The 25404-nt window shown below is 72.3% G+C and carries 24 protein-coding genes; 10 read left to right on the top strand and 14 right to left on the bottom strand.

Going from position 1 to position 25404, the window contains the following annotated elements; all coding sequences use genetic code 11:
- Positions 1–144: 144 nt before the first annotated feature.
- A complete protein-coding gene (locus ABZU25_RS00870; RefSeq protein ID WP_355027231.1) occupies positions 145–1305 on the bottom strand; it encodes a peptidoglycan recognition family protein in 1161 nt (386 codons plus the stop codon).
- A gap of 291 nt (positions 1306–1596) precedes the next feature.
- On the opposite strand from ABZU25_RS00870, the gene ABZU25_RS00865 reads away from it, so the two are divergent.
- Positions 1597–2241, top strand: a complete 645-nt coding sequence (locus ABZU25_RS00865) for a TetR/AcrR family transcriptional regulator (protein WP_355027230.1) — start codon at positions 1597–1599, stop codon at positions 2239–2241.
- Positions 2242–2541: 300 nt separating this feature from the next.
- On the opposite strand, the gene ABZU25_RS00860 is transcribed toward ABZU25_RS00865, so the two are convergent.
- Positions 2542–3354, bottom strand: a complete 813-nt coding sequence (locus ABZU25_RS00860; protein WP_355027229.1) for a zf-HC2 domain-containing protein — start codon at positions 3352–3354, stop codon at positions 2542–2544.
- 72 nt (positions 3355–3426) lie between these two features.
- On the opposite strand from ABZU25_RS00860, the gene ABZU25_RS00855 reads away from it, so the two are divergent.
- From ABZU25_RS00855 to ABZU25_RS00820, 8 genes are all read left to right on the top strand, one after another.
- Positions 3427–4467: an SAM-dependent methyltransferase gene (locus ABZU25_RS00855; protein ID WP_355027228.1), complete on the top strand. Its 1041-nt coding sequence runs from the start codon at positions 3427–3429 to the stop codon at positions 4465–4467.
- A gap of 435 nt (positions 4468–4902) precedes the next feature.
- Positions 4903–4992, top strand: a complete 90-nt coding sequence (gene kdpF / locus ABZU25_RS00850; RefSeq protein WP_036390805.1) for a K(+)-transporting ATPase subunit F — start codon at positions 4903–4905, stop codon at positions 4990–4992.
- The gene (gene kdpA / locus ABZU25_RS00845) at positions 4992–6647 is read left to right on the top strand and encodes a potassium-transporting ATPase subunit KdpA (RefSeq protein ID WP_355027227.1); all 1656 of its coding nucleotides are present in this window, start codon (positions 4992–4994) and stop codon (positions 6645–6647) included. Before kdpF ends, kdpA begins: the two co-directional genes overlap by 1 nt.
- A 20-nt stretch (positions 6648–6667) precedes the next feature.
- Positions 6668–8863 (top strand): potassium-transporting ATPase subunit KdpB, encoded by a 2196-nt coding sequence (gene kdpB / locus ABZU25_RS00840; RefSeq protein WP_355027226.1) that lies wholly within the window; start codon positions 6668–6670, stop codon positions 8861–8863.
- Positions 8863–9744 (top strand): potassium-transporting ATPase subunit C, encoded by an 882-nt coding sequence (locus ABZU25_RS00835; protein WP_355027225.1) that lies wholly within the window; start codon positions 8863–8865, stop codon positions 9742–9744. Before kdpB ends, ABZU25_RS00835 begins: the two co-directional genes overlap by 1 nt.
- Before the next feature lie 74 nt (positions 9745–9818).
- On the top strand, positions 9819–12371 hold the full coding sequence (locus tag ABZU25_RS00830; RefSeq protein WP_355027224.1) for a DUF4118 domain-containing protein: 2553 nt from the start codon (positions 9819–9821) through the stop codon (positions 12369–12371).
- Positions 12368–13048 (top strand): response regulator, encoded by a 681-nt coding sequence (locus ABZU25_RS00825; protein WP_355027223.1) that lies wholly within the window; start codon positions 12368–12370, stop codon positions 13046–13048. The genes ABZU25_RS00830 and ABZU25_RS00825 overlap by 4 nt, the downstream gene beginning before the upstream one ends.
- Positions 13049–13151: 103 nt before the next feature.
- Entirely contained in the window at positions 13152–15161 is a 2010-nt protein-coding gene (locus tag ABZU25_RS00820) for an FAD-dependent oxidoreductase (protein WP_355027222.1), read from the top strand.
- On the opposite strand, the gene ABZU25_RS00815 is transcribed toward ABZU25_RS00820, so the two are convergent.
- The 4 genes from ABZU25_RS00815 to ABZU25_RS00800 all read right to left on the bottom strand — a co-directional run bounded on the left by ABZU25_RS00815 (position 15062) and on the right by ABZU25_RS00800 (position 17165).
- The gene (locus ABZU25_RS00815) at positions 15062–15445 is read right to left on the bottom strand and encodes an SAV_915 family protein (protein ID WP_355027221.1); all 384 of its coding nucleotides are present in this window, start codon (positions 15443–15445) and stop codon (positions 15062–15064) included. The genes ABZU25_RS00820 and ABZU25_RS00815 overlap by 100 nt on opposite strands.
- 41 nt (positions 15446–15486) lie before the next feature.
- Entirely contained in the window at positions 15487–15705 is a 219-nt protein-coding gene (locus ABZU25_RS00810) for a hypothetical protein (protein WP_355027220.1), read from the bottom strand.
- On the bottom strand, positions 15702–16106 hold the full coding sequence (locus tag ABZU25_RS00805) for a hypothetical protein (protein WP_355027219.1): 405 nt from the start codon (positions 16104–16106) through the stop codon (positions 15702–15704). Before ABZU25_RS00805 ends, ABZU25_RS00810 begins: the two co-directional genes overlap by 4 nt.
- A gap of 105 nt (positions 16107–16211) precedes the next feature.
- Positions 16212–17165: an SDR family oxidoreductase gene (locus tag ABZU25_RS00800; RefSeq protein WP_355027218.1), complete on the bottom strand. Its 954-nt coding sequence runs from the start codon at positions 17163–17165 to the stop codon at positions 16212–16214.
- A 145-nt stretch (positions 17166–17310) separates the two neighbouring features.
- Between ABZU25_RS00800 and ABZU25_RS00795 the strand changes: the two genes are divergently transcribed.
- A complete protein-coding gene (locus ABZU25_RS00795) occupies positions 17311–18066 on the top strand; it encodes a dienelactone hydrolase family protein (RefSeq protein WP_355027217.1) in 756 nt (251 codons plus the stop codon).
- 60 nt (positions 18067–18126) lie between these two features.
- Here ABZU25_RS00795 and ABZU25_RS00790 read toward each other — a convergent pair whose 3' ends face one another.
- The 8 genes from ABZU25_RS00790 to ABZU25_RS00755 form a co-directional block, all read right to left on the bottom strand.
- Positions 18127–19227, bottom strand: a complete 1101-nt coding sequence (locus tag ABZU25_RS00790; RefSeq protein ID WP_355027216.1) for an L-dopachrome tautomerase-related protein — start codon at positions 19225–19227, stop codon at positions 18127–18129.
- 133 nt (positions 19228–19360) lie between these two features.
- Positions 19361–20242, bottom strand: a complete 882-nt coding sequence (locus ABZU25_RS00785; protein WP_355027215.1) for an SMP-30/gluconolactonase/LRE family protein — start codon at positions 20240–20242, stop codon at positions 19361–19363.
- A 20-nt stretch (positions 20243–20262) separates the two neighbouring features.
- Entirely contained in the window at positions 20263–21204 is a 942-nt protein-coding gene (locus tag ABZU25_RS00780) for a sugar kinase (RefSeq protein ID WP_355027214.1), read from the bottom strand.
- On the bottom strand, positions 21201–21821 hold the full coding sequence (locus ABZU25_RS00775; protein ID WP_355027213.1) for a bifunctional 4-hydroxy-2-oxoglutarate aldolase/2-dehydro-3-deoxy-phosphogluconate aldolase: 621 nt from the start codon (positions 21819–21821) through the stop codon (positions 21201–21203). The genes ABZU25_RS00780 and ABZU25_RS00775 overlap by 4 nt, the downstream gene beginning before the upstream one ends.
- 11 nt (positions 21822–21832) lie before the next feature.
- Positions 21833–22672, bottom strand: coding sequence for a hypothetical protein (locus ABZU25_RS00770; protein ID WP_355027212.1), 840 nt, complete (start codon positions 22670–22672; stop codon positions 21833–21835).
- The gene (dgoD, locus tag ABZU25_RS00765) at positions 22666–23811 is read right to left on the bottom strand and encodes a galactonate dehydratase (RefSeq protein WP_355027211.1); all 1146 of its coding nucleotides are present in this window, start codon (positions 23809–23811) and stop codon (positions 22666–22668) included. Before dgoD ends, ABZU25_RS00770 begins: the two co-directional genes overlap by 7 nt.
- Complete coding sequence (locus tag ABZU25_RS00760; protein ID WP_355027210.1) at positions 23808–24518, bottom strand: FCD domain-containing protein; 711 nt, start codon at positions 24516–24518, stop codon at positions 23808–23810. The genes dgoD and ABZU25_RS00760 overlap by 4 nt, the downstream gene beginning before the upstream one ends.
- Before the next feature lie 34 nt (positions 24519–24552).
- Positions 24553–25299: an SDR family oxidoreductase gene (locus ABZU25_RS00755; protein ID WP_355027209.1), complete on the bottom strand. Its 747-nt coding sequence runs from the start codon at positions 25297–25299 to the stop codon at positions 24553–24555.
- Positions 25300–25404 lie beyond the last annotated feature (105 nt).

The following is a 25404-nucleotide window of genomic DNA, read 5'->3' as shown; positions in this document are numbered from 1 at the left end:
CACCACCCTCGCGCGCTGTTGGCGGCATGTCAATAAGTCGGGATCGGCAGCCCCGCAGGCGTGGCGGGCAGTAAGCGCCGCCGCCCCTGTCAGCGCGACGGGCGTGCTGACAGGGGGCGGCGGGGCAGCGCTGGCCGGCGGCGACTAGCGCCTCGGCGGCCGGGGTGGCGGCGTCGGGCGCATCCCGGCCACAGTGGCCACCTCCTGGCGTAGCTCGCCGAGGTAGGGGTAGAAGTAGTCGCCCGGGCACTCGGTCGGATCGGCCCCGACGCTCGCCCAGTCCCGGTGGCCCGAGATGACCGCCACGTTGCCACCCACCCCGCTGACCGGATTGACGTACCCGGTCCGGCCGGTGGGGTTGAGTCGACTGGCGACGCTGAGCCCGGCCAGGACGACGGCGAGCGACGCGCTCGCGGCGGGGGTGGGCAGGATGGACGAGTACCGGCCGAGCAGGCAGACGCCGATGTTGCCCGCGTTGTAACCGCCCACGTGCGCCGCGTTGACCATGAGCGGCCGACCGTCGGCGCCGACACCCGGGCCGTAGACCGGCTGCGGCCCCGGGTCGGAGTAGCGACCCTCGTAGACCCGTCCGGCCTCGTCGATCAGCAGGTGGTAGCCGATGTCACCGAACTCCTGCAGTACGCACTGGTCGTAGTAGATGGCGCGAACCGTGGCCGCCGGATCGGGGTCCTCGTTGTGCTGATACACCCCACTGTGGTGGACCGTCAGCGTCTGCACCGGATAGAACTCGGTCGGCCAGAGCTGGCTGCCGTTAGGGGCGAGCCGAAGCGACTCGTCAGCTCCCCAGCCGGACCGGGGCAGGTACGTCGGCGGCCGCCTGGTGCCGGGCGGCAGCGGAAGGCTGTTCGTCTCCGCGCTCGCGACCGTCCGCCGAGCCCCGTCGACCATGTTCAGCTCGACAACGGTGGCCGCCGAGCCGTCCGAGACCTGGACCTCGTACCCGGTGGCGCCGTCGACCACCACGATGTCGGACCGGGCCGAAACCGCCCGACCGTCCCGACCGTTCGGGCACGAGCTGATCTCCAGCCAGTCGCTCCACCCCTTGCCGGTACGGAGGCGCACCGCCGCCGTCGGGCCGCTGTGCGCGACGGACAGGTGGGTCAACGGGATGGCCGGTGACGTCACCACCGTCCTGCTCATCAGCCGACCACGGCGGGCCGCGAGCGGCTCCGTCACGGTGGAGGTGGACGGTGCCGCTGTCGCCGACCCGCCGAACGTACCGGCGGCCGAGAGGCCGACGGCCGCGCCGGCCGCGCCAGACAACAATCGACGTCGAGAAACCAAGGCTCTGCTCCCTTGCTCAGTGGGTCCTGTCCGATGACGTGAACACCTGAGGCCTGACCATCGGACTGTCACCGTCGAGTGGAAAGGGTAGAGCGCAAGGGTGGATCACCGCAGGCCGCTTCCATCTCGGCACGAGCGGCACGTCGGTCGACACCTGGTCCGGCGGCGCCGTTCAGTCCGTTGATCAGGTGATGAGAAGTAGGTCAGAGGACGTCCTGGCACCTACTTTCCATCACTTGATCAAGGTGAGGGCGGGTGGCCGACGCCGGGGCGCTCGATAGGGTCGGGCAGATGAGTGTCGAGACGGCTCCGCGCCGCCGCCGTCTGGAGCCGGACGCCCGGCGCGGGCAGATCCTGGCGTGCGCGGTCCGGCTGTTCGGCGATCGTCCGTACGCGGACGTGTCGACAACCGACGTCGCGCGGGAGGCGGGTGTCGCTCGCGGCCTGGTCAACCACTACTTCGGTGCGAAGAAGGACCTTTACCTGGAGGTCGTCCGGGTCATGGTGACCATTCCGGAGGTCGCCCTCGAACGGCTGCCCAAGGGCGACCTGCGGACCCGGGTCGACGCCAGCGTCTCCTGGTTCCTCGACGTGGTGTCCCGGCACAGCACCTCCTGGCTGGCCGCCGTTACCGCCCGGGGGATGGGCGGCGACGCGGACGTGGAGCGGGTGCTCGCCGAAGCCGAGGAGGTCGCCGCGGACCGCATGCTCGTCGCCGTCGGCCTCGCCGATGAGGCCGAGCACCGGGAGGAGTTGCGGGCCATGGTTCGCGCGTACGGCGGGCTGGCCACGTCGACCGCCCGCGAGTGGCTCCAGCGCGGCGCGTTGACCCGCGCCCAGGTGCACCTGCTGCTCACCACCACCCTGCTGACCATTGTCGAACAGGTCATCCCGCAGGCCGTCGCCAGCCCGACCCGGCCAGCGCCGCCCGCCTGAGCTGACCGACCCTGCTTCGATGGTCGCTGTCACCACCGACGGTCGCGCCATCTTGTCGGAAGCCCTCACGGTGTTGCGCCGGACCGAGGACGACTTCCTCGCTCCCCGCGCCGAGGACGAACGACGCCAGCTTCACCGACAGTTGTCCCTGCTCTACGCCGCCCACGGCCCCCGTTGCCACACCGATGAGACACCGGAACCCAGCCCGCTGCCCGGCACCGGCGTCGCCGGAACGCGCCACAGCGAGGGCCCGACCAAGCGCACGACCTGCGTCCGCCGGGTGGTCGACGCCGCCGGCGATCAGGCGGCGCGGCGTCCGCCGGCCTGCCCGACACCGGTGGAGCGGCCGGCCTGCGCCGCCGGGGCGGCGTGCCGGTCGGCGGCCTGCGCCGGATACGACTCGGGGCCGACCACCCGCAGCGGCCGGTCCACCTCGTCGGTGCCGAACCGCCAGCGTGACGGTGCTGGCTGCCGCTGCGGCGCCGGTCCGCCGGGGCGCAGGCCGGGCCGGGACAGCAACACGGTGATCAGGTAGCCGACCACCAGGAACCCGTGACTGACCAGCCGCTCCCCGCCCACCGAGCCGGTGGCCAGGTCGTTGACCGAGAGCAGCAGCAACGTGCCGACGAACGCGCTGAGCATCGGCAGCAGCCCGGCCGGCGGGCTGCGGCGGACCGCCACGAAGAGGAAGCCGGCACCCACCGCCACGTTCCACGCGGCCGACTCGTGCCACAGGTGCTGGCCGGACGGGTGCAGGTGGTCGGCGGTCGCGCCCCGGCCCACCTGGGCCAGGCCGAGCACCAGCTGCACCGCGCCGAGCAGCCCGAGCGCCGCGCGTAGCCCGGCCACCAGCGGGCCACGGCCGGCCAGCCGCCGCCACCACGACCGGCGGGCCGGCTCGGCCGCGACGGCGGCCAGGATCGCCGCCGTCCGGTCGGGCACATCGGCGACCAACCGGGTACGGACCCGACGCGTCACCGCAGCCGCCGCCGTGAACCAGGCCCGGCACTCGGCACACCCGTCGAGGTGTCCCTGCACCGCCGCCAGTTCGGCGGCGGTCTCCTCCCCGTCCAACTGCGCGGACAGGACCTCCCGCCACTGCTCACACCCCATGTACCGGTAGTCGTTCCGGGGGCCGCTCCGGTTCCCGGCGACCGCGTCGGGTTGTGGAATACTCGCCGGATCATGACTCGTTACGGCCTGCTGATCCTGCCCGCCACCAACCGGGTGTACGCCCGCTCCGCCGTCGACCTGACCCGGGCCGAGCTGGAGATCTTCGGCCGCTCGGCGCTCGACGGCCGGATCGGCGGGCTGGACACCGAGATCGTCGGAGGGGCGTCCTACGTCACCTTCACCGGCGACGGGCTGACCGAGCGGGACCTGGCCGTCCTCGGCAACCTCTCCGCCGGGTACGCGCTGTTCGAGATCGTCGGTGAGCTGCTGCGGCCGATCGAGTGGAGCCGACTGGACCGCTTCGACGACGACCTGATCACCATCCAGAAGTACCCGGGCAAGACCAACGAGCAGTTCACCAAGCTGCTGCTCAACGTCACCCTGCTGGCCTCGGACTGGGCCGGCGAGCTGACCAGCCGGCGGTTCCGGGTGCTCGACCCGCTCTGCGGCCGGGGCACCACCCTCAACCAGGCCCTGATGTACGGGTTCGACGCCGCCGGCATCGAGCGCGACCAGAAGGACGTCGAGGCGTACCGGGCGTTCATCACCACCTGGCTGAAGCAGAAGCGGGTCAAGCACCGGGTGCTGGAGTCGGGGCCGGTGCGGCGGGAGCGCAAGGTGGTCGGCCGGCGGGTGCGCATCGAGCTGGCGCCGACCCGCGAGGAGCACAAGGCCGGCCAGACCCAACTGCTGGACGTGGTCAACGCCGACACGGCCCGCTCGGCGGAGTTCTTCCGCCCGGAGACCGTCGACCTGGTCGTCGCCGATGCCCCGTACGGCGTGCAGCACGGCAGCCGTACCGCCAATCAGGGGTTGACCCGTGACCCGCTGGCGTTGCTCGCGGACGCCGCGCCGGTCTGGGCGCGGTTGCTGCGTCCCGGCGGTGCGCTCGGTATCTCGTGGAACACCCACGTCGCCAGCCGCGAGGACGCGGCGGCGGCGCTGGCCGACGCCGGCCTGACCGTGGTCGACGCGGAGCCCTACCGCGCGCTGCGGCACCGGGTCGACCAGTCGATCATGCGGGACGTGCTGGTGGCCCGCCGCCCGGCCTGACCGGCCTCGCGACTCCGCCCCGCCGGGCCATGCGCCACCCATCCGGGTCGCGCATGGCCTCTCCCGTGCGTCCTTTGCTCTGCACCCGCGGAGGCGACACTCACGGTCTGTAGCTGGTGCCTCCGCGGGTGCAGAGCAAAGGACGGCGGACACCTGGTCTTGACCTCGCGGACCACCGAGGTTCTGTGCCGCATTTCACCTGTTCAGTGGGCAGGTGTGAAAACCACGTCAAGAAAAGGTTCGCCGCCGTCAGTGTCGCGTTATGACCCCTGCCGTCCGGCGGGTGGTGGGGCTTTGATTGCCCGGCGCGACCGGAAGGCGGTCGCGACGAACCTTTCCGGTCTGAGGAGTCAGCGTGTCTGACGTGGTGTTCGTGGTCCTGACGGTGGCGCTGTTCGCAGTGCTCGCCCTGGTGGTCCGGGCGGTGGAGAAGCTGTGAACGCGGTAAACGCCGTCGGTCTGGTGCTCGCGATCGTCCTGGGCGCGTTCCTGGTGTTCGCCCTGCTGTTTCCGGAGCGCTTCTGATGACCATGACAACAGCGGGCGTCATCTTCATCGTGACGCTGGTGGCGGCCCTCGTCGCCGTCTACAAGCCGTTCGGCGACTATATGTTCCGGGCGGTCGCCGGCACGAAGCAGTCCCGGGTCGAGCGGGGAATCTTCCGGCTGGTCGGGGTCAACCCGGCCGCCGAGCAGACCTGGGGCGTGTACGCCCGCAGCGTGCTGGCGTTCTCCGCGGTCTCGATCCTGTTCCTGTACCTGTTCCAGCGGGTGCAGAACCACCTGTGGCTGTCCCTGGGCTTCGACCCGGTGGTGCCGCACGGCGCATGGAACACGGCAGTGTCGTTCGTGACCAACACCAACTGGCAGTCGTACTCGGGTGAGTCGACGATGGGCCACCTGGTGCAGATGGCCGGCCTGGCCGTGCAGAACTTCGTGTCGGCGGCGGTCGGCATCGCGGTGGCGGTGGCGCTGGTACGCGGCTTCGCCCGCAGCCGGACCGGGCAGCTCGGCAACTTCTGGGTCGACCTGACCCGGATCGTGCTGCGGATCCTGCTGCCGATCGCCGTGCTCGGCGCCATCGCGCTGATGATCGGCGGCGTGGTGCAGAACCTGTCCGCCGGCACCGACCTGAGCACGCTGACCGGCGGCGCCCAGACCATCACCGGTGGCCCGGTCGCCAGCCAGGAAGTGATCAAGGAGCTGGGCACCAACGGTGGCGGCTTCTACAACGTCAACAGCGCGCACCCGTTCGAGAACCCCACCTCCTGGACGAACTGGCTGGAGATCTTCCTGATCTTCCTGATCCCGTTCAGCCTGCCCCGGGTCTTCGGCCGGATGGTCGGGCAGAACCGGCAGGGCTACGCCATCGCCGCGGTGATGGGCATCCTCGCGTTCCTCAGCGTCGCCATCACCAACATCTTCGAGCTGGCCGGCCACGGCACGGTGCCGCAGGCGGTCGGCGCGGCGATGGAGGGCAAGGAGGTGCGGTTCGACGTGTCGAACTCGGCCACCTTCGCCGCCGCCACCACGCTCACCTCGACCGGTGCGGTCAACTCGTTCCACGACTCGTTCACCTCGCTCGGCGGCATGATGACGATGGTCAACATGATGCTCGGCGAGGTCGCGCCGGGCGGCACCGGTTCGGGTCTCTACGGCCTGCTCATCCTCGCGGTGATCACGGTCTTCGTGGCCGGCCTGATGGTTGGCCGCACCCCCGAGTACCTGGGCAAGAAGATCGGGTCGCGCGAGATCAAGTTCGCCTCGCTCTACTTCCTGATCACGCCGATCCTGGTGCTCGTCGGTACGGCTGCCGCGTTCGCCACCGGCAACAACTCCACGGCGCTCAACGTCGGCCCGCACGGCCTCTCCGAGGTGCTGTACGCGTTCACCTCGGCCAGCAACAACAACGGCTCCGCCTTCGGCGGCATCACGGTCAACACCACCTGGTGGGACACCGCGCTCGGGTTGTGCATGCTGCTGGGCCGGTTCCTGCCGCTCATCTTCGTGCTCGCGTTGGCCGGCTCGCTGGCCCGCCAGGCACCCACCCCCGCGTCCGAGGGCACCCTGCCGACCCACCGACCGCTGTTCATCGGCATGGTCGTCGGCGTCACGGTGGTCCTCGTCGCGCTGACCTTCCTGCCCGCGCTCGCGCTCGGCCCGCTGGCAGAGGGGCTCTGACCATCATGAGGAACGAGGACATGTCCGTCACGTCCGCCCCAACAGAGCAACTCCCCGGCACGCCCGCCACCCAGGGCAACCGGATCGGCGGGGGCCTGCTCGACCCCCAGCAGCTCGTCCGGTCCCTGCCGGACGCGGTACGCAAGCTCAACCCGACCACGCTGTGGCGCAACCCGGTGATGCTGATCGTCGAGGTCGGCGCGGCCTTCACCACCGTCCTGGCGGTGCTCGACCCGTCGGTGTTCGCCTGGGCGATCACCGTCTGGCTCTGGCTGACAGTGGTCTTCGCCAACCTCGCCGAGGCGGTCGCCGAGGGCCGGGGCAAGGCCCAGGCCGCGACGCTGCGCCAGGCGAAGAAGGACACCATCGCCACCCGGCTGATCGACTGGAAGCCGGGCGCGCGGGCCAACACCTACCGCGACGAGGCGGTGCCCGCGCCGGAGCTGCGCCAGGGCGACGTCGTGCTGGTCGAGGCAGGCGGCATCATCCCGGGCGACGGCGACATCGTCGAGGGCATCGCCAGCGTCGACGAGTCGGCCATCACCGGCGAGTCGGCCCCGGTCATCCGGGAGTCCGGCGGTGACCGCAGCGCGGTCACCGGGGGCACCAAGGTGCTCTCCGACCAGATCATCGTCAAGATCACCCAGAGGCCGGGCGAGAGTTTCATCGACCGGATGATCGCCCTGGTCGAGGGCGCCAACCGGCAGAAGACACCGAACGAGATCGCGCTGAACATCCTGCTCGCCGCGCTCACTGTCATCTTCCTGCTGGCCGTGGTCACGCTCCAGCCGCTGGCGATCTTCTCCAAGGCGTACCAGGCGGCGGCACCGGACAGCGGGGCGATCACCGGTTCCGGTGTCACCGGGGTGGTGCTGGTCTCGCTGCTGGTCTGCCTGATCCCCACCACCATCGGCGCGCTGCTCTCCGCCATCGGCATCGCCGGCATGGACCGCCTCGTCCAGCGCAACGTCCTGGCCATGAGCGGTCGGGCCGTCGAGGCGGCCGGCGACGTCAACACCCTGCTGCTCGACAAGACCGGCACCATCACGCTCGGCAACCGGCAGGCCGCCGAGTTCGTACCGGTCGAGGGGGTCGACGTCGCGACGTTGGCCGACGCCGCACAGATGTCCAGCCTGGCCGACGAGACCCCGGAGGGGCGCTCGGTGGTCGTGCTGGCGAAGAACGAGTTCGGGCTGCGCGAGCGCGAGCCGGGCGTGATGCCGCACGCCACGTTCGTACCGTTCACCGCGCAGACCCGGATGAGCGGCGTCGACCTGACCCCGGACGGCAGCGTGGACGGCGGCGCGGTGGGCACGGCCCGCCGGGTCCGCAAGGGCGCCGCCGCCGCGGTCATGAAGTGGGTACGGGAGAACGGCGGCCACCCGACCGAGCAGGTCGGCGAGATCGTGGACGCGATCAGCGGCACCGGCGGCACCCCGCTGGTGGTCGCCGAGCACGTCGACGGTGAGCCCGCCCGCGCGCTGGGCGTCATCCACCTCAAGGACGTCGTCAAGTCCGGCATGCGGGAGCGGTTCGACGAGATGCGCCGGATGGGCATCCGGACCGTGATGATCACCGGTGACAACCCGCGGACCGCGAAGGCCATCGCCGACGAGGCCGGGGTGGACGACTTCCTGGCCGAGGCGACGCCGGAGGACAAGCTCGCGCTGATCAGGCGGGAGCAGGAGGGCGGTCGGCTGGTCGCGATGACCGGCGACGGCACCAACGACGCGCCGGCACTCGCCCAGGCCGACGTCGGGGTGGCGATGAACACCGGTACGTCGGCCGCCAAGGAGGCCGGCAACATGGTCGACCTCGACTCCGACCCGACCAAACTGATCGAGATCGTGGAGATCGGCAAGCAGTTGCTGATCACCCGGGGCGCGCTGACCACGTTCAGCATCGCCAACGACATCGCGAAGTACTTCGCGATCATCCCGGCCATGTTCGCCGGCCTCTACCCGAGCCTGGACGCGCTGAACATCATGCGGCTGTCCAGTCCGGAGTCGGCGATCCTGTCCGCTGTCATCTTCAACGCCCTGGTGATCATCGCGCTGATCCCGCTCGCCCTGCGGGGCGTGCGGTACCGGCCGGCCGCCGCGTCGAAGCTGCTCGGCCGCAACCTGCTGGTCTACGGCCTGGGCGGCATCATCGTGCCGTTCATCGGGATCAAACTCATCGACCTGCTCATCCAGTTCATCCCGGGGATTTCGTGATGCGCCTACCAACCTGGATCGCCCAACACCTCGCCGCGTTGCGCGCCGTACTCGTCTTCACGGTGCTGCTCGGCCTGGTCTACCCGCTGGCCCTGGTAGCGGTTGGTCAGCTGCCCGGCCTCCACCACAAGGCCGACGGCTCGCTGATCACCTCGGGCGGGACGACTGTCGGCAGCGCGCTGATCGGCCAGTCCTTCACCGACGCGGACGGAAACCCGATCGCCCGCTACTTCCAGTCCCGGCCGTCGGCCGCCGGCGACGGGTACGACCCGACCTCCACCTCGGCCAGCAACCTGGGCCCGGAGAGCGTGGTCGACACCATCGCCACCGACCCGGAGGAGTCCAGCGAGAGCCTGCTCACCCAGGTCTGCGGGCGCAGCAGGTCCATCGGCGAGCTGAACGGTGTGGATGGCCGCCGCCCGTACTGCACCGACGACGGGGTGGGCGCCGTGCTCGCGGTCTTCCGCGCCGACGGTCTGACCGGCCCGGTCACCCGGGTGGTAAGCGTCAACCAGGCCGCCCCGGCCACGCCGTTCGTCGGCTCGTATGAGGGGGTGCCGGTGGAGCCGGCCCAGCCCGGCGAGGACTACGTGGCCGCCGGTGGGGTGGTCACCCCGATCCGCGGCGACGCCCCCGCCGACCCGGCGGTGCCCGCCGACGCGGTCACCGCCAGCGCCAGCGGCCTCGACCCGCAGATCAGCCCGGCGTACGCCGAGGTGCAGGTGAACCGGGTCGCGCGCGAGCGTGGCGCGGACCCGGCGGCGGTCCGCGAACTGGTCAAGGAGCACACCGACGGGCGTGGGCTCGGCTTCCTGGGCGAGCCCGGGGTCAACGTGTTGGAACTCAACATCGCCCTCGACAGGCAGTTCGCCGCACGCTGAGCACCCCTCGCAGGCGGGGCCGTGTCCACCGGGCGCGGCCCCGCCCGCCGATCTGACCAGGGAGGATGGTCCCCGTGCCACGCGGAGAACTGCGCATCTATCTCGGGGCCGCCCCCGGCGTCGGCAAGACGTACGCCATGTTGGAGGAGGCCCAGCGGCGGGCCGCCCGCGGCACCGACGTGGTGATCGGCTTCGTGGAGACCCACGGCCGCCAGCACACCGCCGCGATGCTCGCCGACCTGGAACAGGTGCCCCGCCGGACCATGGACTACCGGGGCGCGGAGTTCACCGAGATGGACCTGGACGCGGTGCTGGCCCGCCGGCCCGAGATCGCGATCGTCGACGAGTTGGCGCACACCAACGTGCCCGGTTCCCGGCACGACAAGCGCTGGCAGGACGTCCAGGAGTTGCTCGACGCGGGGATCGACGTGCTGTCCACTGTCAACGTGCAGCACCTGGAGTCGGTGAACGACGTCGTCGCCCAGATCACCGGCACCACCCAGCGGGAGACAGTGCCGGACGAGATCGTCCGCGCCGCCGAGCAGGTCGAGCTTGTCGACATGACCCCGGAGGCGCTGCGCCGGCGGATGGCGCACGGCAACATCTACCGACCCGACAAGATCGACGCCGCGCTGGGCAACTACTTTCGGGTCGGCAACCTCACGGCGCTGCGTGAGCTGGCGCTGCTCTGGCTGGCCGACAAGGTCGACGAGCAGCTCGACCGCTACCGCAGCCAGCAGGGCATCGCCGCCACCTGGGAGGCCCGGGAACGGGTCGTGGTCGCGTTGACCGGTGGCCCGGAGGGCGAGACGCTGATCCGCCGGGCGGCCCGGGTCGCGGCCCGCAGCAAGGGCGCCGACCTGCTCGCCGTGCACGTGGCCCGCAGCGACGGCCTGGCCGGCGCGGACCCGGCCCAACTGGCCCGCCAGCGGGTCCTCGTCGAGAGCCTGGGCGGCACGTACCACCAGGTGCTCGGCACCGACGTGCCGGCCGCGCTGCTGGACTTCGCCCAGGGCGTGAACGCCACCCAACTGGTGCTCGGCGCGAGCCGGCGGGGTCGCCTCGCGCAGATCTTCGCCCGGGGGGTCGGGGTCACCACCACCGCGCTCTCCGGCTCGATCGACGTGCACCTGGTCACCCACAAGCAGGCCGGCAAGGGTCGCCGGGCGGCAGCCGTGCCGGCGGCGCTGTCCCGGCGTCGCCGGCTGCTCGGCTTCGGCCTGGCGGCGCTGGGCATGCCGCTGCTCACAGTGCTGCTGAAGACGCTGCCCGACCTGACGTTGACAAACGACATCCTGCTGTTCCTCGCCGGGGTCGTCGGGGTCGCGCTGGTCGGCGGGGTGTGGCCGGCCCTGGTCGCCGCGCTCGGCGGGTCGCTGCTGCTCAACTGGTTCTTCACCCCGCCGTACCGGACGCTCACCATCGCCGAGGCGGACAACCTGCTCGCGCTGGCCGTCTTCGTCGGGGTGGCGCTGGCGGTGAGCTGGATCGTCGACGTGGCCGCCCGACGGACCCGGGAGGCCGCGCGGGCCGCCGCCGACGCGCAGACCCTCGCCGCCGTCGCCGGTGGCGTGCTGCGCGGCGAACGCCCGCTGCCCGCCCTGCTGGACCAGCTCCGGGAGACCTTCGGGCTGCGCGCGGTGAGCGTGCTGGAGCTGGCCGAGGAGGCAAGTGGGCGTCCGCAGCGGGCCCGCGAGGAGCACGCCTGGTGTGTGGTGGCCAGCGTCGGCGAGCAGCCGGCCGGCACGCCCGACGCCGGCGAGACGGCGGTACCGGTCGACGAGCGGATCACCGTCGTGCTCAGCGGCCGACGGCTGGAGGCCGCCGACCGGCGGATCGTCGAGGCGTTCGCCGCCCAGGCCGCCGTCGCGCTGCGCCAGGAGCGGCTCGCCGAGGAGGCCGCCACCGCCCGGCCCCTCGCCGCCGCGGACCGGATGCGCACCGCGCTGCTCGCCGCGGTCAGCCACGACCTGCGGACGCCACTGGCGTCGGCGAAGGCCGCCGTGACCAGCCTGCGAAGCCACGACATCGAGTTCGACGAGTCCGACCGCGAGGAGTTGCTGGAGACCGCCGAGGAGTCGCTGGACCGGCTCGCCCGGTTGGTCGGCAACCTGCTGGACATGAGCCGACTCCAGGCCGGCGTCCTCGGCATCACGGCCACCACGATCGGCCTGGAGGACGCCGTACCCCTGGCGCTTGACGAACTTGGCCCGGCGGCCGCGACCGTCGGCACGGACATCCCGGCCGACCTGCCGGCCGCCACCGCCGACCCGGGCCTGCTGGAACGGGTGCTTGTCAACATCGTCGCCAACGCGCTGCGCTACAGCCCGCCCGGCCAGCCGCCCACCATCACCGCCAGCGCGCACGCCGGCCAGGTCGAGCTGCGGGTGATCGACCGGGGACCGGGCATCCCCGAGGACCAGTGGGAGCACGTCTTCCTGCCGTTCCAACGCCTCGGCGACCGGGACAACCAGACCGGTGTCGGTCTCGGGCTTGCCCTGTCCCGGGGGTTGGCCGAGGCGATGGGTGGCAGCATCACCCCGGAGACCACCCCCGGCGGTGGGCTCACCATGGTGTTGCGGCTGCCAGCCGCCGCGCAGACCAGCTCGGAGGGGCCGCAGGAATGACCCGCATCCTGGTCGTCGACGACGAACCGCAGATCCTGCGCGCCCTGCGGATCAACCTGCGCGCCCGCCGGTACGACGTGGACGTCGCCGACACCGGGGCCGCCGCGTTGAAGGCCGCCGCCAGCCACCCGCCCGACCTGGTGGTGCTGGACCTCGGCCTGCCCGACATCGACGGGGTGGAGGTGATCCGCGGCCTGCGCGGCTGGACCAGCGTGCCGATCATCGTGCTCTCCGGCCGGGCCGGCAGTGAGGACAAGGTCGCCGCGCTCGACGCCGGTGCGGACGACTACGTCACCAAACCGTTCGGGGTGGAGGAGCTGCTGGCCCGCATCCGCGCCGTCACCCGCCGCCTCGGCGGCCCCAGCGAGGCGGTGCCGGCGCTGCGGATCGGCAAGCACACCGTCGACCTGGCCGACCACCGCGTACGGCGCGACGACGGCACCGAGGTCAAGCTGACGCCCATCCAGTGGAGTGTGCTGGAGAAGCTGCTGCGCCACCCCGGCAAGCTGGTCAGCCAGCGCCAGCTCCTCCAGGACGTGTGGGGGCCGGAATACCAGAACGAGACCAACTACCTGCGGCAGTACCTGGCCCAGCTGCGGCGCAAACTGGAGGACGACCCGGCCCGCCCCCGCCACCTCATCACCGAGCCGGGAATGGGCTACCGCTACCGCCCTTGAGCCCGTTGACACCCGCTGGCAGACATTGAAGAATCTCGTTCGCAGCGGCAGCGGCGTGCTTCTGTAACCGTCCCCTCCACCGGTTACCCCTCGGGAGCTCGCCGTGCCCCTGCCCCTGTCCCGTCGTCGGCTGCTGACCGCCGGCGGTGCCGGTCTCGTCCTGGCCGGTCTCACCGACCCGTTCCGGGCCGGCACCGCCCGCGCCGCCGTCACCACCGCCGACCTGGTCGTCTACGGCGCCACCTCCGGAGGGTTGGCCGCCGCGATCGCCATGCGCCGGCTCGGCCGCACCGCCGTGGTGGTGGAGCCCACCAGCCACGTCGGCGGGCTGAGCACCGCCGGGCTGGGCGCCACCGACACCGGGGTCCAGGCGTCCATCGGGGGGCTCGCCGCCGAGTTCTACCGCCGGGTGTACGTGAAGTACCACGGCGGAACCCTCACGCCGAGGTCGCCGCTGCGGATGACCTTCGAACCGCACGTCGCCGCCGCCGTCTTCGCCGACCTGCTGGCCGAGGCGGGCGTCCCGGTTGTCGTCGACGCCCGGCTGAGCAGCCTCGGCCGCAGCGGCAACCGGATCACCGAGCTGCGCACCGAGGACGGGTCGATCTACCGGGGCGGGGTGTTCGTCGACGCCACCTACGAGGGCGACCTGCTGGCCATGGCCGGGGTGGGGTTCACCGTCGGGCGGGAGTCCAACGACACCTACGGCGAGACGATCAACGGGGTGCAGTCCGGCAACACCCACCAGTTCGTCTACCCCGTCGACCCGTACGTGACGGCCGGCTCGCCCGGCAGCGGCCTGTTGCCGGGCATCTCGGCCACGCCGCTCGCCCCGCGCGGCAGCGGCGACGACCGGATCCAGGCGTACTGCTTCCGGATGTGCCTCACCCAGGCCGCCAACCGGATCCCGTTCGGCAAGCCCTCCGGTTACGACCCGATCCGGTACGAGCTGCTGTTGCGCCACATCCAGGCCGGCTACACCGGGCCGTACTTCACCACCCACTCGATCGGCGGCGGCAAGACCGACTCCAACAACAACGGCGCGGTCTCCACCGACCACATCGGCTTCAACCACGCGTACCCGACGGCCAGTTGGGCGGTGCGGGAGAGCATCATCGCCGAGCACCGCACCTACCAGCAGGGGCTGATGTGGTTCCTGGCCAACGACAGCCGACTGCCGGCGTCGGTCCGCGACTCGACCGCCAGGTGGGGGCTGCCGGTCGACGAGTTCACAAACACCGGTGGCTGGCCGCCGCTGCTCTACATCCGGGAGGCCCGCCGGATGGTGTCCGCGTACGTGCTGACCGAGGCCGACTGCCGGGGCCGGGTGCGGGCCGCCGACTCGGTGGGGCTGGCCAGCTACACGATGGACTCGCACAACTGTCAACGGGTGGTGGTCGACGGTCGGGTGCGCAACGAGGGGGACGTGCAGATCGGGGTGCCGAACCCCTACCCGGTGAGCTACCGGGCGATCGTGCCGCACCAGGCGCAGTGCGCCAACCTGCTGGTGCCGGTCTGCCTCTCGGCGAGTCACATCGCGTACGGCTCGATCCGGATGGAACCGGTGTTCATGATCCTCGGGCAGGCGGCGGCCACCGCCGCGTCGCTGGCCCTCGCCGGGAACCTCGCCGTGCAGGAGGTGCCGGTGCCCACCCTCCAGGCCCGGCTGCGGCAGGACGGCGCCCTCCTGGAGTGGGGCTCGACCGACGAGGTGATTCTCGACAACGCGGCGGCCAACGGGATCACCCGGGCCGGGACGTGGCTGCGCAGCACAAGCGTCGGCGGCTTCTACGGCCCGGACTACGAGCACGACGGCAACACCGCCAAGGGCGTCAACCGGCTGCGGTTCCGCCCGACGCTGCCCGCCGCCGGGTCCTGGACTGTGCAGTTGCGCTGGACCGCCAACCCGAACCGGGCGACGAACGTGCCAGTGGACATCGAATACTCCGGCGGGCTGGTCACCCGTACCGTCGACCAGCGGCAGGCCGGCGGCCAGTGGGTGCCGCTGGGGACCTACCCGTTCACGGCGGGCAGCGGCGGCAGCGTACTGATCCGCACCGAGGACACCGACGGCCACGTGGTCGCCGACGCGGTGCGCTTCGTCCGTGCCTGACCGGCGGTGCGGTCGCCGACGCTCGGGTCGAGCGGCGGGGCCACCAGCAGCGGGTCGACCTGGATCACGTCGATGCCGAGTGGCCGCAACATGGCGCGCAGCGCCGACTCGCACAACTCCTCCCAGTGCTGGTCGGGGCCCATGGCGGCGAGCAGCAGCTCCGGACGGGTGAAGGCGATGCCCACCCGGTGCCCCTGCGGCGACTGGCCGGTCCGCACCGTCCGCACCGGCCGTCCGGGCAGGTCGCGCACCGGAACCGCGTACGTTGTCGGGGCCTCGTCCATGGTCGGGTCTGTCCTCTCCACACCTGTACCGCGAGGGGCGGTCATCGGCTGAAACGTTCGAGGTCGTGCGCGAAGCGGCGGATCATCGCGGCCCGCGCCCACGGCGGCGCGGGCACCGCGACGACCGGCACGGCCGCCCTCGTCACGCAGTACCTGGTGACGTGGCCGCGCGACCGACCGAACCGGCCGCGTTCCGGGCTGCCGACGACCCGGATGGTCACGTCCCGGGGTGTCCCACCGAGCGCGGCGTCGGCGCTCATGCGGCGGACACCGCCCACGCCGGAGCGTCCTGCCCAGTACGCGGTTCTGCCGACGGGGTCAGGTCGAGCGCGCGCAGGATGTGGTTGGCCACGACCACCTCGACCCCGGCGCGGCGGCGCAGGTCGGCAACGGCCCGGTGCAGCACGCTCATGCTGTCGGCGGAGAGCCGCACCACGGCATCCACGTCGGCGGCGATCCACCACGCGTCGACGGCGCAGGGCTCGTGCCGCAGGTACTCCACCAGGTGACTGCCGGGCGCGGACGGGCCGAGCCGGACGCTGACCAGCGCCTCGTGCCGGCGTTCCGGCCCGTCTGCGCTGGTGGTGGGCTCGCCGAGGTTGCTGTCGGCGCCGGGTGGTAGGTCTCCGCGTTCCCAGCGTGTCATCCGCCAAGGACTCATGGGTCCATCGTCACCACCGGGCGGCGGCGGTGCGCCCGCCGATACGCCGTTTCGACGGGCCACCGCCAATTCTTGACGCCGCGTTCACGCTGGGGCGCCTCCGGCTCAGAACTTGACGCCCACCAGCCGCTCGGAAACCATCCACAGCCGTGCGGCGTCCTCGGTGCCGCGCGCCGAGCGGTAGACGGCCAGCTCGGTCGGTTTGCCGGTGAACTGCCCCAGCCCGTCCGGGCCGTAGAACCGGCCGCCCTGCGCCTGCGGGCTGGTGGCCGCGTAGAGGGCGGGGAGCAGCCCGGCGTCCACCGAGTGCACCAGGACGCCCCAGCGGGCCAGCCGACTCATGATCGCGTGGTGCGGCGAGTGGCGGTTGCGGCCCAGATTGGGGCCGGACGCGTAGAGGTTGGTCATTGTGGTGCCCGGATGGGCGACGTTGCTGACGATGCCCCAGCCGCCGGCCCGACTGCGTCGGTCGAGTTCCAGCCCGAAGTGCAGGGTGGCCAGCTTGGACGTGTTGTACGCCCGGATCGCCGCGTACCGGCGGTTGCTCTGCAGGTCGTCCCAGTCGAGCCGGCCCGAACGGGCGGCGCTGCTCGACATGGTGGTGACCCGGGCGTGGCCGGCCCGCAGCAGCGGCAGTAGCCGTCCGTTCAGCGCGAAGTGGCCGAGGTGGTTGGTGCCGAGTTGCAGCTCGAAGCCCTCGGCGGTGGTGTGCCGGGTGGGAGGTGTCATCACACCCGCGTTGTTGATCATAAGGTGGATCGGTCGACCCTCGCCGAGCAGCGTGTCAGCCAGCGCGGCCACCGAGTCCAGCGAGGCGAGGTCCAACTCCCGCGTGGAGACGACGGCGTCCGGCGCGGCGGCCCGGACGGCCTCCAGCGCGGCGGCCCCCTTGGCCGGGTTGCGGACCGGCAGCACCACCTCGGCGCCGGCACGCGCCAGCCGGGTGGCCAGGCCGAGGCCCAGGCCGTCGCTTCCGCCGGTCACCACAGCGAGTTTTCCAGTCAGATCCGGAACGGTCAGGTCGAGCACAACGACTCCCAGGTCGGCGGTGTCCCTCATCGGTCACGGACAAGCCTGGATCCGTCGCCGACCGCCACCCAGGGTCGTCCTATCCAGGGATCGACGGTCCCCGGGTGTCGGACCGGGCCGGCTGCCCGGCGAGTAGCGTTCTTGACGATCAAGGACTTTCGTACGAGGAGGCGCGATGCGGACGACGACGGTGGACATCCCGACCGACGACGGGGTCGCGGACGCGTCAGTGACCCGACCGGACGGCAACGGCCCGTTCCCGGCGGTGCTGCTCTTCATGGACGCCATCGGGCCGCGCCCGCGCCTGGTGGAGATGGCGGCGCGGATCGCCTCCCGGGGCTACCTGGTGCTGACGCCCCACCTGCTCTACCGCGGCGGCCGGGCACCGCTGTTCGACCTGTCCCGCCTTGGTGAGGCCGACGGGCGCGCCGCTCTCTTCGAGAAGGCCATGCCGCTGATCCACGCGTTGACCGCCGACGTGATCAGCCGGGACACCCAGGCCTACCTCGATTTTCTGGCCGCGCGGGACGACGTCCGGCCGGGTCCGGTGGTGATCACCGGTTACTGCATGGGCGGCACGAACGCGTTGCGGGCGATCGAGGCGTATCCGGACCGGATCGCCGCGATCGCCAGCTTCCACGGCGGCCGCATCGTCACGGACGCGCCGGACAGCCCGCACCTGGGCGTCGGTTCGATCAGCGGCGAGCTGTACTTCGGGCACGCCGACGCCGACCAGTCGATGACGCCCGAGCAGATCGCCACGCTGGAGAAGACGCTCGACGTCGCCGGGGTGCGCTACCGCTCCGAGGTCTACGAGGGCGCCCACCACGGCTTCACCATGGCCGACACCCCGGCCTACGACGAGCAGGCCACCGAGCGCCACTGGGTCGCCCTGTTCGACCTCCTGGACCGCACCCTGCCGACGACCTGACGGCGCTGGCTCATCACCTGATCATGGTGGAGCGGTGGAGCGGTGGAGCGGGTCCCTGGCTCAGCGCAGTAGCACCGGGCCGGCGTCGATGCGGGTGCGGAACAGCGCGTACGGCTTGCGCCGCAGGTCCTTGCCCCGCTGGTACTGCGCCTGCCGGTGCAGTTGGTTGGCGGTGACGTAGAGGTACCCGTCGGTGGCCACCGACATGGTGTCGGGCCAGAGCAGCCGCGGGTCGTGGACCAGGGTCTCGTAGTCGCCGTCGGGCAGCCGGCGCAGCACCGCGTTGTGCTCGTACGAGGTGAGGTAGAGCCGCCCCGCGTCGTCGCTCTCCAACCCGTCCGAGGCGGTGCCCCGGTCTCCCTCGTCGACGACGGTCGCGGCCACCGCCTCCTGGGTGACGCCCGGGTCGGCAAGCGCCTCGGTGGAGACGCTGTGCAGGCGCCGCGACGCCAGCGGGCAGTAGTAGAGCCGGCTGCCGTCGGCCGAGATGGCGATGCCGTCGGAGCCCATGCTCACCGGCTTCGGTGGCCCGTCCGCCGGCCGTTCGAGGAACGGCCGGCCCTCGACCACCGGGCGGAACGTGGCCAGCGGCTCCGCCTTGGTGGACGGGTGGTCGTGCAGCCGCCGCCAGGAAGCACCACTGGCCAGGTCCACCACGATGATGCCGTTCGGCCCGGAGTCCGCCGAGTCGGTGATGTACGCGACCCCCGCCTCGCCCCGCCGCAGGTCGAAGCGGACGTCATTGAGGTACGTCGTCGGCAGCGCCACGTCCGCCGGAAAGGTGATCACCTGGGCGACCGTGTCGGTGTCCAGGTCGACCCGGACCAGCTTCGGGCCGCCCGGCTTCGTGGGCTGGAACATCGGGCTGCCGGTGTCCAGCACCCAGAGCCGGTCGGCCGGGTCCACCACGATGCTCTGCACCGAGACGAACGCGCCCGCGTCGTCGTCGCCCGACGGTTCGTTCCACGCCTGGTCGGGGTAGGGCACCTCCCGGCCGTCGCGCAGCTCGACGACGGTGGCCGGCACCTCGTCGCCCCATTTCGGGAAGTTCACGAAGATCCGCCCCCGGTGCGAGACGCTCACTCCGGTCGGCATCGGTCCGGTGAAGGTGTGCACCAGCTCCAGCTCGCCAACCGGTTCGTCGCCGACCGGCCCGTTCATGACGCCCGTCCCACGGTGCTCATCGTCGTGCCCCCTGTCGGTTCGTTGCCGCTCTCCGACACGGCTATTCCCGCCCGGGCGTCCGGTATGCCTCGCCGTGGTGCGGCTCGTCGGTCCGCGAGCCGGGAAGGCGTCAGTTCACCGGCGCGGCGGCGTACGCGGCGGGCAGGCCGGGGACCTCGACGTCGACCGCGAGCAGCGCTCCGTCCTCCGGGCCGGGCGTGGTCAGCCCCACCCGGGCGGTGCCGATGAAGAGGCGGCGCAGGCCGGGGCCGCCCAGGCAGATGCCGGCGGGCTGCTTCGCCGGCAGCCGGATCTCCCGGTCCAGGGTGCCGTCGGGCCGGTAGCGGCGGACCGCCGAGCCGCCCCAGAACGCGACCCAGAGGTGGCCCGCAGCGTCGACAGTCATGCCGTCCGGACCTCCGTCGTCGGGGGAGAGCCGCAGGAACGGCTCCCGCCCGTGCAGGTCGCCGGTGCCCGGGTCGACGGTGAACCTATCGATCTCGCCGCGCGGTGTGTCGGCCAGGTACATGGTGGTGCCGGCGGCGTCGAACGCCGGCCCGTTCGGGATGGTCAGCCCGGTCACCGCGGGGACCGGCTCGGCGCCCGGGGTGAGGCGGAACAGCGTGCCCCCGCCAGGCACCATCGCGTACGTCATGCTGCCGGCCCAGAAGTGGCCGTGCGGGTCGGCGACCGCGTCGTTCATCCGGGTCGGCTCGGGTGCGTCACCGACCAGGTCGGCGACCGGTCGGGGGTCGCCGCCGGCGGGCAGCACTGTGATGCCGGTCCCGGCGGCGGCCAGCCAATCGCCGGGTCGGTCGGCCACCGGGGCGACCGCGCCGAGCGGAACGTCGAGGTGGCGCACCTCCCGCAGTGGACCCGGTGCGTCGCCGCCGGTCTCCAGCAGTCGGCCGGCCAGCAGGTCGACGAGGACCAGGCGGTCGTCGACCCAGCGCAGCCCTTCGCCCAGCTCCAGCCGGTCGGTGCTCCAGACGGTCGGTTCGGTCAGCTCCATGGTGCTCCTCCAGAGGATCGTCAGCGGACCGTACCGCCCGGGCCGTGGTCGAGCAGCGTCAGCTCGGCTCGGTCGGGCAGGCCCTCCCAGTCGCCCCGGGTGGCCACCGCGAACGCGCCGGTGGTCACCGCCCGGTCCAGCCGAGCCGGCGCGTCGGCACCGTCGAGCCAGCCGGAGAGCAGCCCGGCCACGAACGCGTCGCCCGCGCCGACGGTGTCCACCACCGGCACGGTACGGGCCGGACGGTGCACAGTGCCGGTCGTGCGGTGGCTTGTCGCCCCGTCGGCGCCGTGCTTGACCACGACCTCGGCCACGCCGGCCGAGAGCAGCGCCGCGACCGGGTCGGACGCGTCGGTCAGCACGGCCAACTCGTCGTCGGAGGCGACCACAAGATCGATCGAGGGCAGCAGCGGTCGCAACGCGTCGGCCGCCTCGGCGACCGACCAGAGCCGTTGCCGGTGGTTGACGTCCAGGCAGACGGTGGTGCCGGCGGCGCGGGCGCGCCGTACCGCCGTCATCACCGCCTGGTACGGCTCGACGCCCAGCGCGCAGGTGATGCCGGTGACGTGCAGCAGCCGGGGCGGCGACCCGGGCGCGTCGAAGGCACGGGTCACGTCGGCCGGGCGCAGCCGGGAGCCCGCGGAACCCGCGCGGTGGTAGGTGACCCGGTTGATGTCGGCGACCCGGTTCTCGAAGACGATCAGCCCGGTGGGCGCGCTCGGGTCGATCCGGGACCAGGTCAGGTCGACACCCTCGGCGCGCAGCGTACGGCGGACCAGCTCGCCGGGCTCGTCGGCGCCGGTGACCCCGACCCAGGCGGCCCGGTGGCCGAGCCGGGCCAGCCCGATGGCCACCGTCGACTCGGCCCCGGCGACGGAGATCCCGGCGGTGCCGCCCAGCCGCAGCGGGCCGCTGCTGCGAAAAGCCGCCATCGTCTCGCCGAGCGTGAGCAGGTCGGTCACCGCTGGACCGCCGTGCGGAAGCTGGCCGCGCGTTCGCGTAGCGCCGACAGGTCGCCGCCGCGGACGGCGTCCCCGAGCAGTGGGGAGCCGACGCCCACCGCGACCGCGCCCCGGTCGAGGTAACGCCGCGCGCCGTCCGCGTCGACCCCACCGACCGGCACGAACGCGGTGCCGGGGAACGGGTCCCGCAACGCGCCGAGGTAGTCGGGTCCGCCGAGGGAGGCCGGGAAGAGCTTGACGGCGGTGGCCCCGGCACCGCTGGCCTGCACCACCTCGGTGGGGGTGAGCGCTCCGGCGAGCACCGGCAGCCCGAGCCGGCCACCCTCGGCGAGGCTCGGCGCGAACGCCGGGGTGACCAGGAAGCCGGCGCCCGCGTCGGCTGCGGCGCGGGCGTCCTCGGCGGTGAGCACGGTGCCCGCGCCCAGGGCGTAGTCCGCCCCGAGGGCGGCCCGAGCCCGGCGGATGGTGCCGAGCGCGTCGGCGCTGGTCAGGGAGACCTCGACCAGGGCGACGCCACTCTCGGCCAGGGTGAGTACGGCGGTCAGCGCGGCGGCCGGGTCCGGGCCGCGCACGATGGCCAGCAGCCGGTGGGTACGCAGCTCGTCGAGCAGGTTCATCGCGGGTGTCCTCAGTGGATGCGGTGGGCGGAGATGGTGAGTCGCCAGCTGACCTCGCCAGCGGGCGGAACGACCGCCACGTCGGCGGGGCCGGCATCGGTCAGGTCGAAGGCCGCGCCGAGCATCGGTTCGACGCCGACGCTGCGGTAGGGGCGGTCGGCCGGCCAGCCGCCCAGGTTGCGCCAGAGGGCGGTGCTGCGGGGCTGGCCCGCGCACTCCAGCTCCAGGGTCAGCCGGTCGACGCCGTCGGTCACCTGGACCCGGGGGCAGTCGAGCAGCACCGCGCCGAGCGCGGTCCCGTCGTCCGGGCCGAGGGTGTCCAGCGTCAGCCCGGCGGGGGCCGGCCACTCCCCGGTGAGCCACGGGGCGTCGGTGGGCCAGGTGCCCGGCGGCAGGAGCGCGGCGGCCTCCGGGTGCAGCCGGGTGGGCGTGCCGGCGGGCGCGTCGAGGTGGGCTGCGGGGGAGAGGTCGAGCAGGGCGTGCGCGGCCCAGACGAACCGGTGGCCGGGGTCGGCGGCCAGCCGGTAGTCGGCCACCACCACGCCGCCGTCGTCGCTGATCCGGCGGGTCAGCACGAACGTCGGGCGCTGGATGACAAGCGTGCCGGGGCCGGCGCTGCGCCAGGGGCGTGACCACATCTCCCCGTGGTCGGGCTCGCCGCGCACTGTGGGTAGGCACTCCTCCAGCCCGCCGGCGTCGACGAACGCGTCGTCGGGGCGTACCTCGTGCCGGCCGGGTTCCGGGCCGCGCCAGAGCCACTCCCGGCCGCCACCGTGCAGGCTGGTCCACCGGCCGCCGTGCGCCGCGTCGTAGGCCACCTGCAGCGGCACCGGCGTCGCGCCGGTCACCATTCCGCGAACGACCCGTCGGCGTGCTGCCAGACCGGGTTACGCCAGGTGTGCGGTGTCTGCGCCGCCTTGCGGACGGCCGCCTCGTCCACAGTGATGCCCAGGCCGGGTCGGTCGAGGCGGGCGATGTGCCCGTCCACGAACCGGAACGGTTCCGGGTCGACCAGGTAGTCCAGCAACTCGGAGCCGACGTTGTAGTGGATGCCGATGCTCTGCTCCTGGATCAGGAAGTTCGGCGTCGCGAAGGCCACCTGGAGGCTGGCCGCCAGGGAGATCGGGCCGAGCGGGCAGTGCGGGGCGAGCAGCGCGCCGTACGTCTCGGCCAGCGCGGCGATCCGGCGGACCTCGGAGATCCCGCCGGCGTGCGACAGGTCTGGCTGGACCACTGTGACGCCGGCCTGCAACGGGCCGAGAAACTCGGAGCGGCCGTAGAGCCGCTCGCCGGTGGCCACCGGGATCGGGGTGCTGGCGACGATGTCGCGCAGGTGGTGGGCCTGGTCGGGCAGGACCGGCTCCTCCACGAAGAACGGGCGCAGGGGTGCCAGTTCGGGCAGGATCCGGCGTACCGCGGCCAGCCCGGCCCGACCGTGGAAGTCCAGCGCGATGTCCCGGTCGGGGCCGAGCACCTCGCGGGCGGCGGCGACCCGGCCGATCACCTCGTCCACCTCGGCGGAGGTGGGAATGGGGGAGAGTCGCCCGCACGCGTTCATCTTGACGCCGGTGAGGCCGGCGGCGACCTGCGCGGCGGCGGCGTCGGCGACCTCGCCGGGCTCGTCCCCGCCGATCCAGGAGTAGATCCGCACCTTCTCGCGCACCGGCCCGCCGAGGAGGGCGTGCACCGGCGCGCCGTACGCCTGCCCGGCGATGTCCCAGAGTGCCTGGTCGAGGCCGGCGACCGCGCTGGAGAGGATCGGGCCGCCGCGGTAGAAGCCGCCCTTGGTGAGCACCTGCCAGTGCTGCTCGATCCGCAGCGGATCGGCGCCGATCAGGTATTCGGCGAGCACCTCGACGGCACTGCGCACCACTTCGGCGCGCCCCTCCACCACCGGTTCACCCCATCCGACCAGCCCGTCGTCGGTCTCCACCCGGCAGAACAACCACCGTGGCGCGACCAGGAAGGTCTCGATGCGCTCGATCTTCACTGACTGCCCCTTCGTCCCCGTGCCTTCTCGACGTCGCGGACGGCCTTGTCCAGCAACTCACGCATGGCGGTCTCGGCCGCCGTCTCGTTCCGCTCGCGCAGCGCGTCGACGACGGCACGGTGGCTGGGCACCGGGTCGTCGTGCGCGGCGCCGCCGTGCACCAGGCGGTCCCGTTCGGCGAGTCCGGTCTCCATCACCACCTCCATCCGTTCCAGCAGCTCGTTGTGCGTGGCGGTGAGCAGCGCGCGGTGGAAGGCGAGGTCGGCGGCGACGGCGGCGGCGGGATCACCGTCGGCCTCGGCCATCTCGGCCAGCGCCTGGTCGAGGGCGGCCAGGTCGTCCTCGGTCGCCCGGGTGGCGGCCAGCCGTGCGGCGGCCGGCTCGATGATCGCGCGCACCTCGTGCAGCTTCTCGAGCAGGCGCTCGTCGGGGCCCTCGGCGAACTGCCAGCGGATCACGTCGCCGTCGAGCAGGTTCCAGTCGGCGCGCGGCCGGACGAACGTGCCGCGTTTCTGCCGGGCGTCGACGATGCCCTTGGCCGAGAGGACCTTCAGCGCCTCGCGGAGCGCGGTCAGGCTGACGTCGAACTCCTCCTGAAGGGCGACGATGTTCAGTGTCGCGCCGGCAGGGATCTCACCGGTGAGGATGCGACGGGCGATCGCTTCGACGGTCTGCCCGTGGACGCCGCGGCGTGCGTACTGTGCCAATGCTCCTGGCCTTTTCGCTTGTCGGATCGATCTCTCAGGCCGAGGCTTTCACCGCTGTCCAGCCACCGTCCACCACGAGGCTCGCGCCGGTGATGTAGGCGGCGTCCGGTGAGGCGAGGAAGGCGACAGTCGCGGCCACCTCGTCCGGGGTGCCGAAGCGTTTCGCCACCGTCTCGGCGACGCTGCGCTCGCGGTCCTCTTCGGACACGTCGGCCCAGGCGGCGGTGAGGATCGGGCCGGGCAGCACGGTGTTGACCCGCACCTGTGGGCCGTACTCCACGGCGAGTTGGCGGCCGAGCGCGACCAGGCCGCCCTTGGCCGCGGCGTACGCGGGGCGGCCCGGTAACCCGACCAGCGCGTGCACCGAGGAGATCAGCACCACCGCGCCGGAGCGGGCCCGCAGGTCGTCCAGGCAGGCGCGGACGCCGAGGAACGCGCCGGTGAGGCTGACGCCGAGCTGCTGGTCCCAGGATTGCCGACTGGTTTCGTGGGCGGGGGCGACCCGCACGGAGTACGCGGTGCTGACCAGGATGTCGATCGGGCCGAGGCTGGCGCGTGCGGCGGACACCGCAGCCGTCCAGTCGCTCTCCTCACTGACATCGGCCACTACGGACAGTGCTCGTCCGCCGTGAGCGGTCAGTTCGTCGGCCAGCGGGGTCGGGTCGTGGACGTCGAGCAGCGCGACGGCCGCGCCCTCGGCGGCGAGCCGCCGGGCCGTGGCGGCGCCGATCCCGCCCATCGCACCGGTGACCAGCGCGTTCATGCCTTCAAGCCGGCGCATAAGCTGATCCACCTGACCCTCGTCTTGATCTCAACTAATCATTAATTACGAAGATATCTTGACAGCCGGCGACGTCCGATGCAACCTTCTCGGCACAGCATTCAC

It is taken from the genome of Micromonospora sp. NPDC005215 (assembly GCF_040607915.1).
GTDB lineage: Bacteria > Actinomycetota > Actinomycetes > Mycobacteriales > Micromonosporaceae > Micromonospora.
The sequence above is the reverse complement of the archived record's forward strand: the minus strand, read 5'-3'. Positions and strand labels throughout refer to the sequence as shown.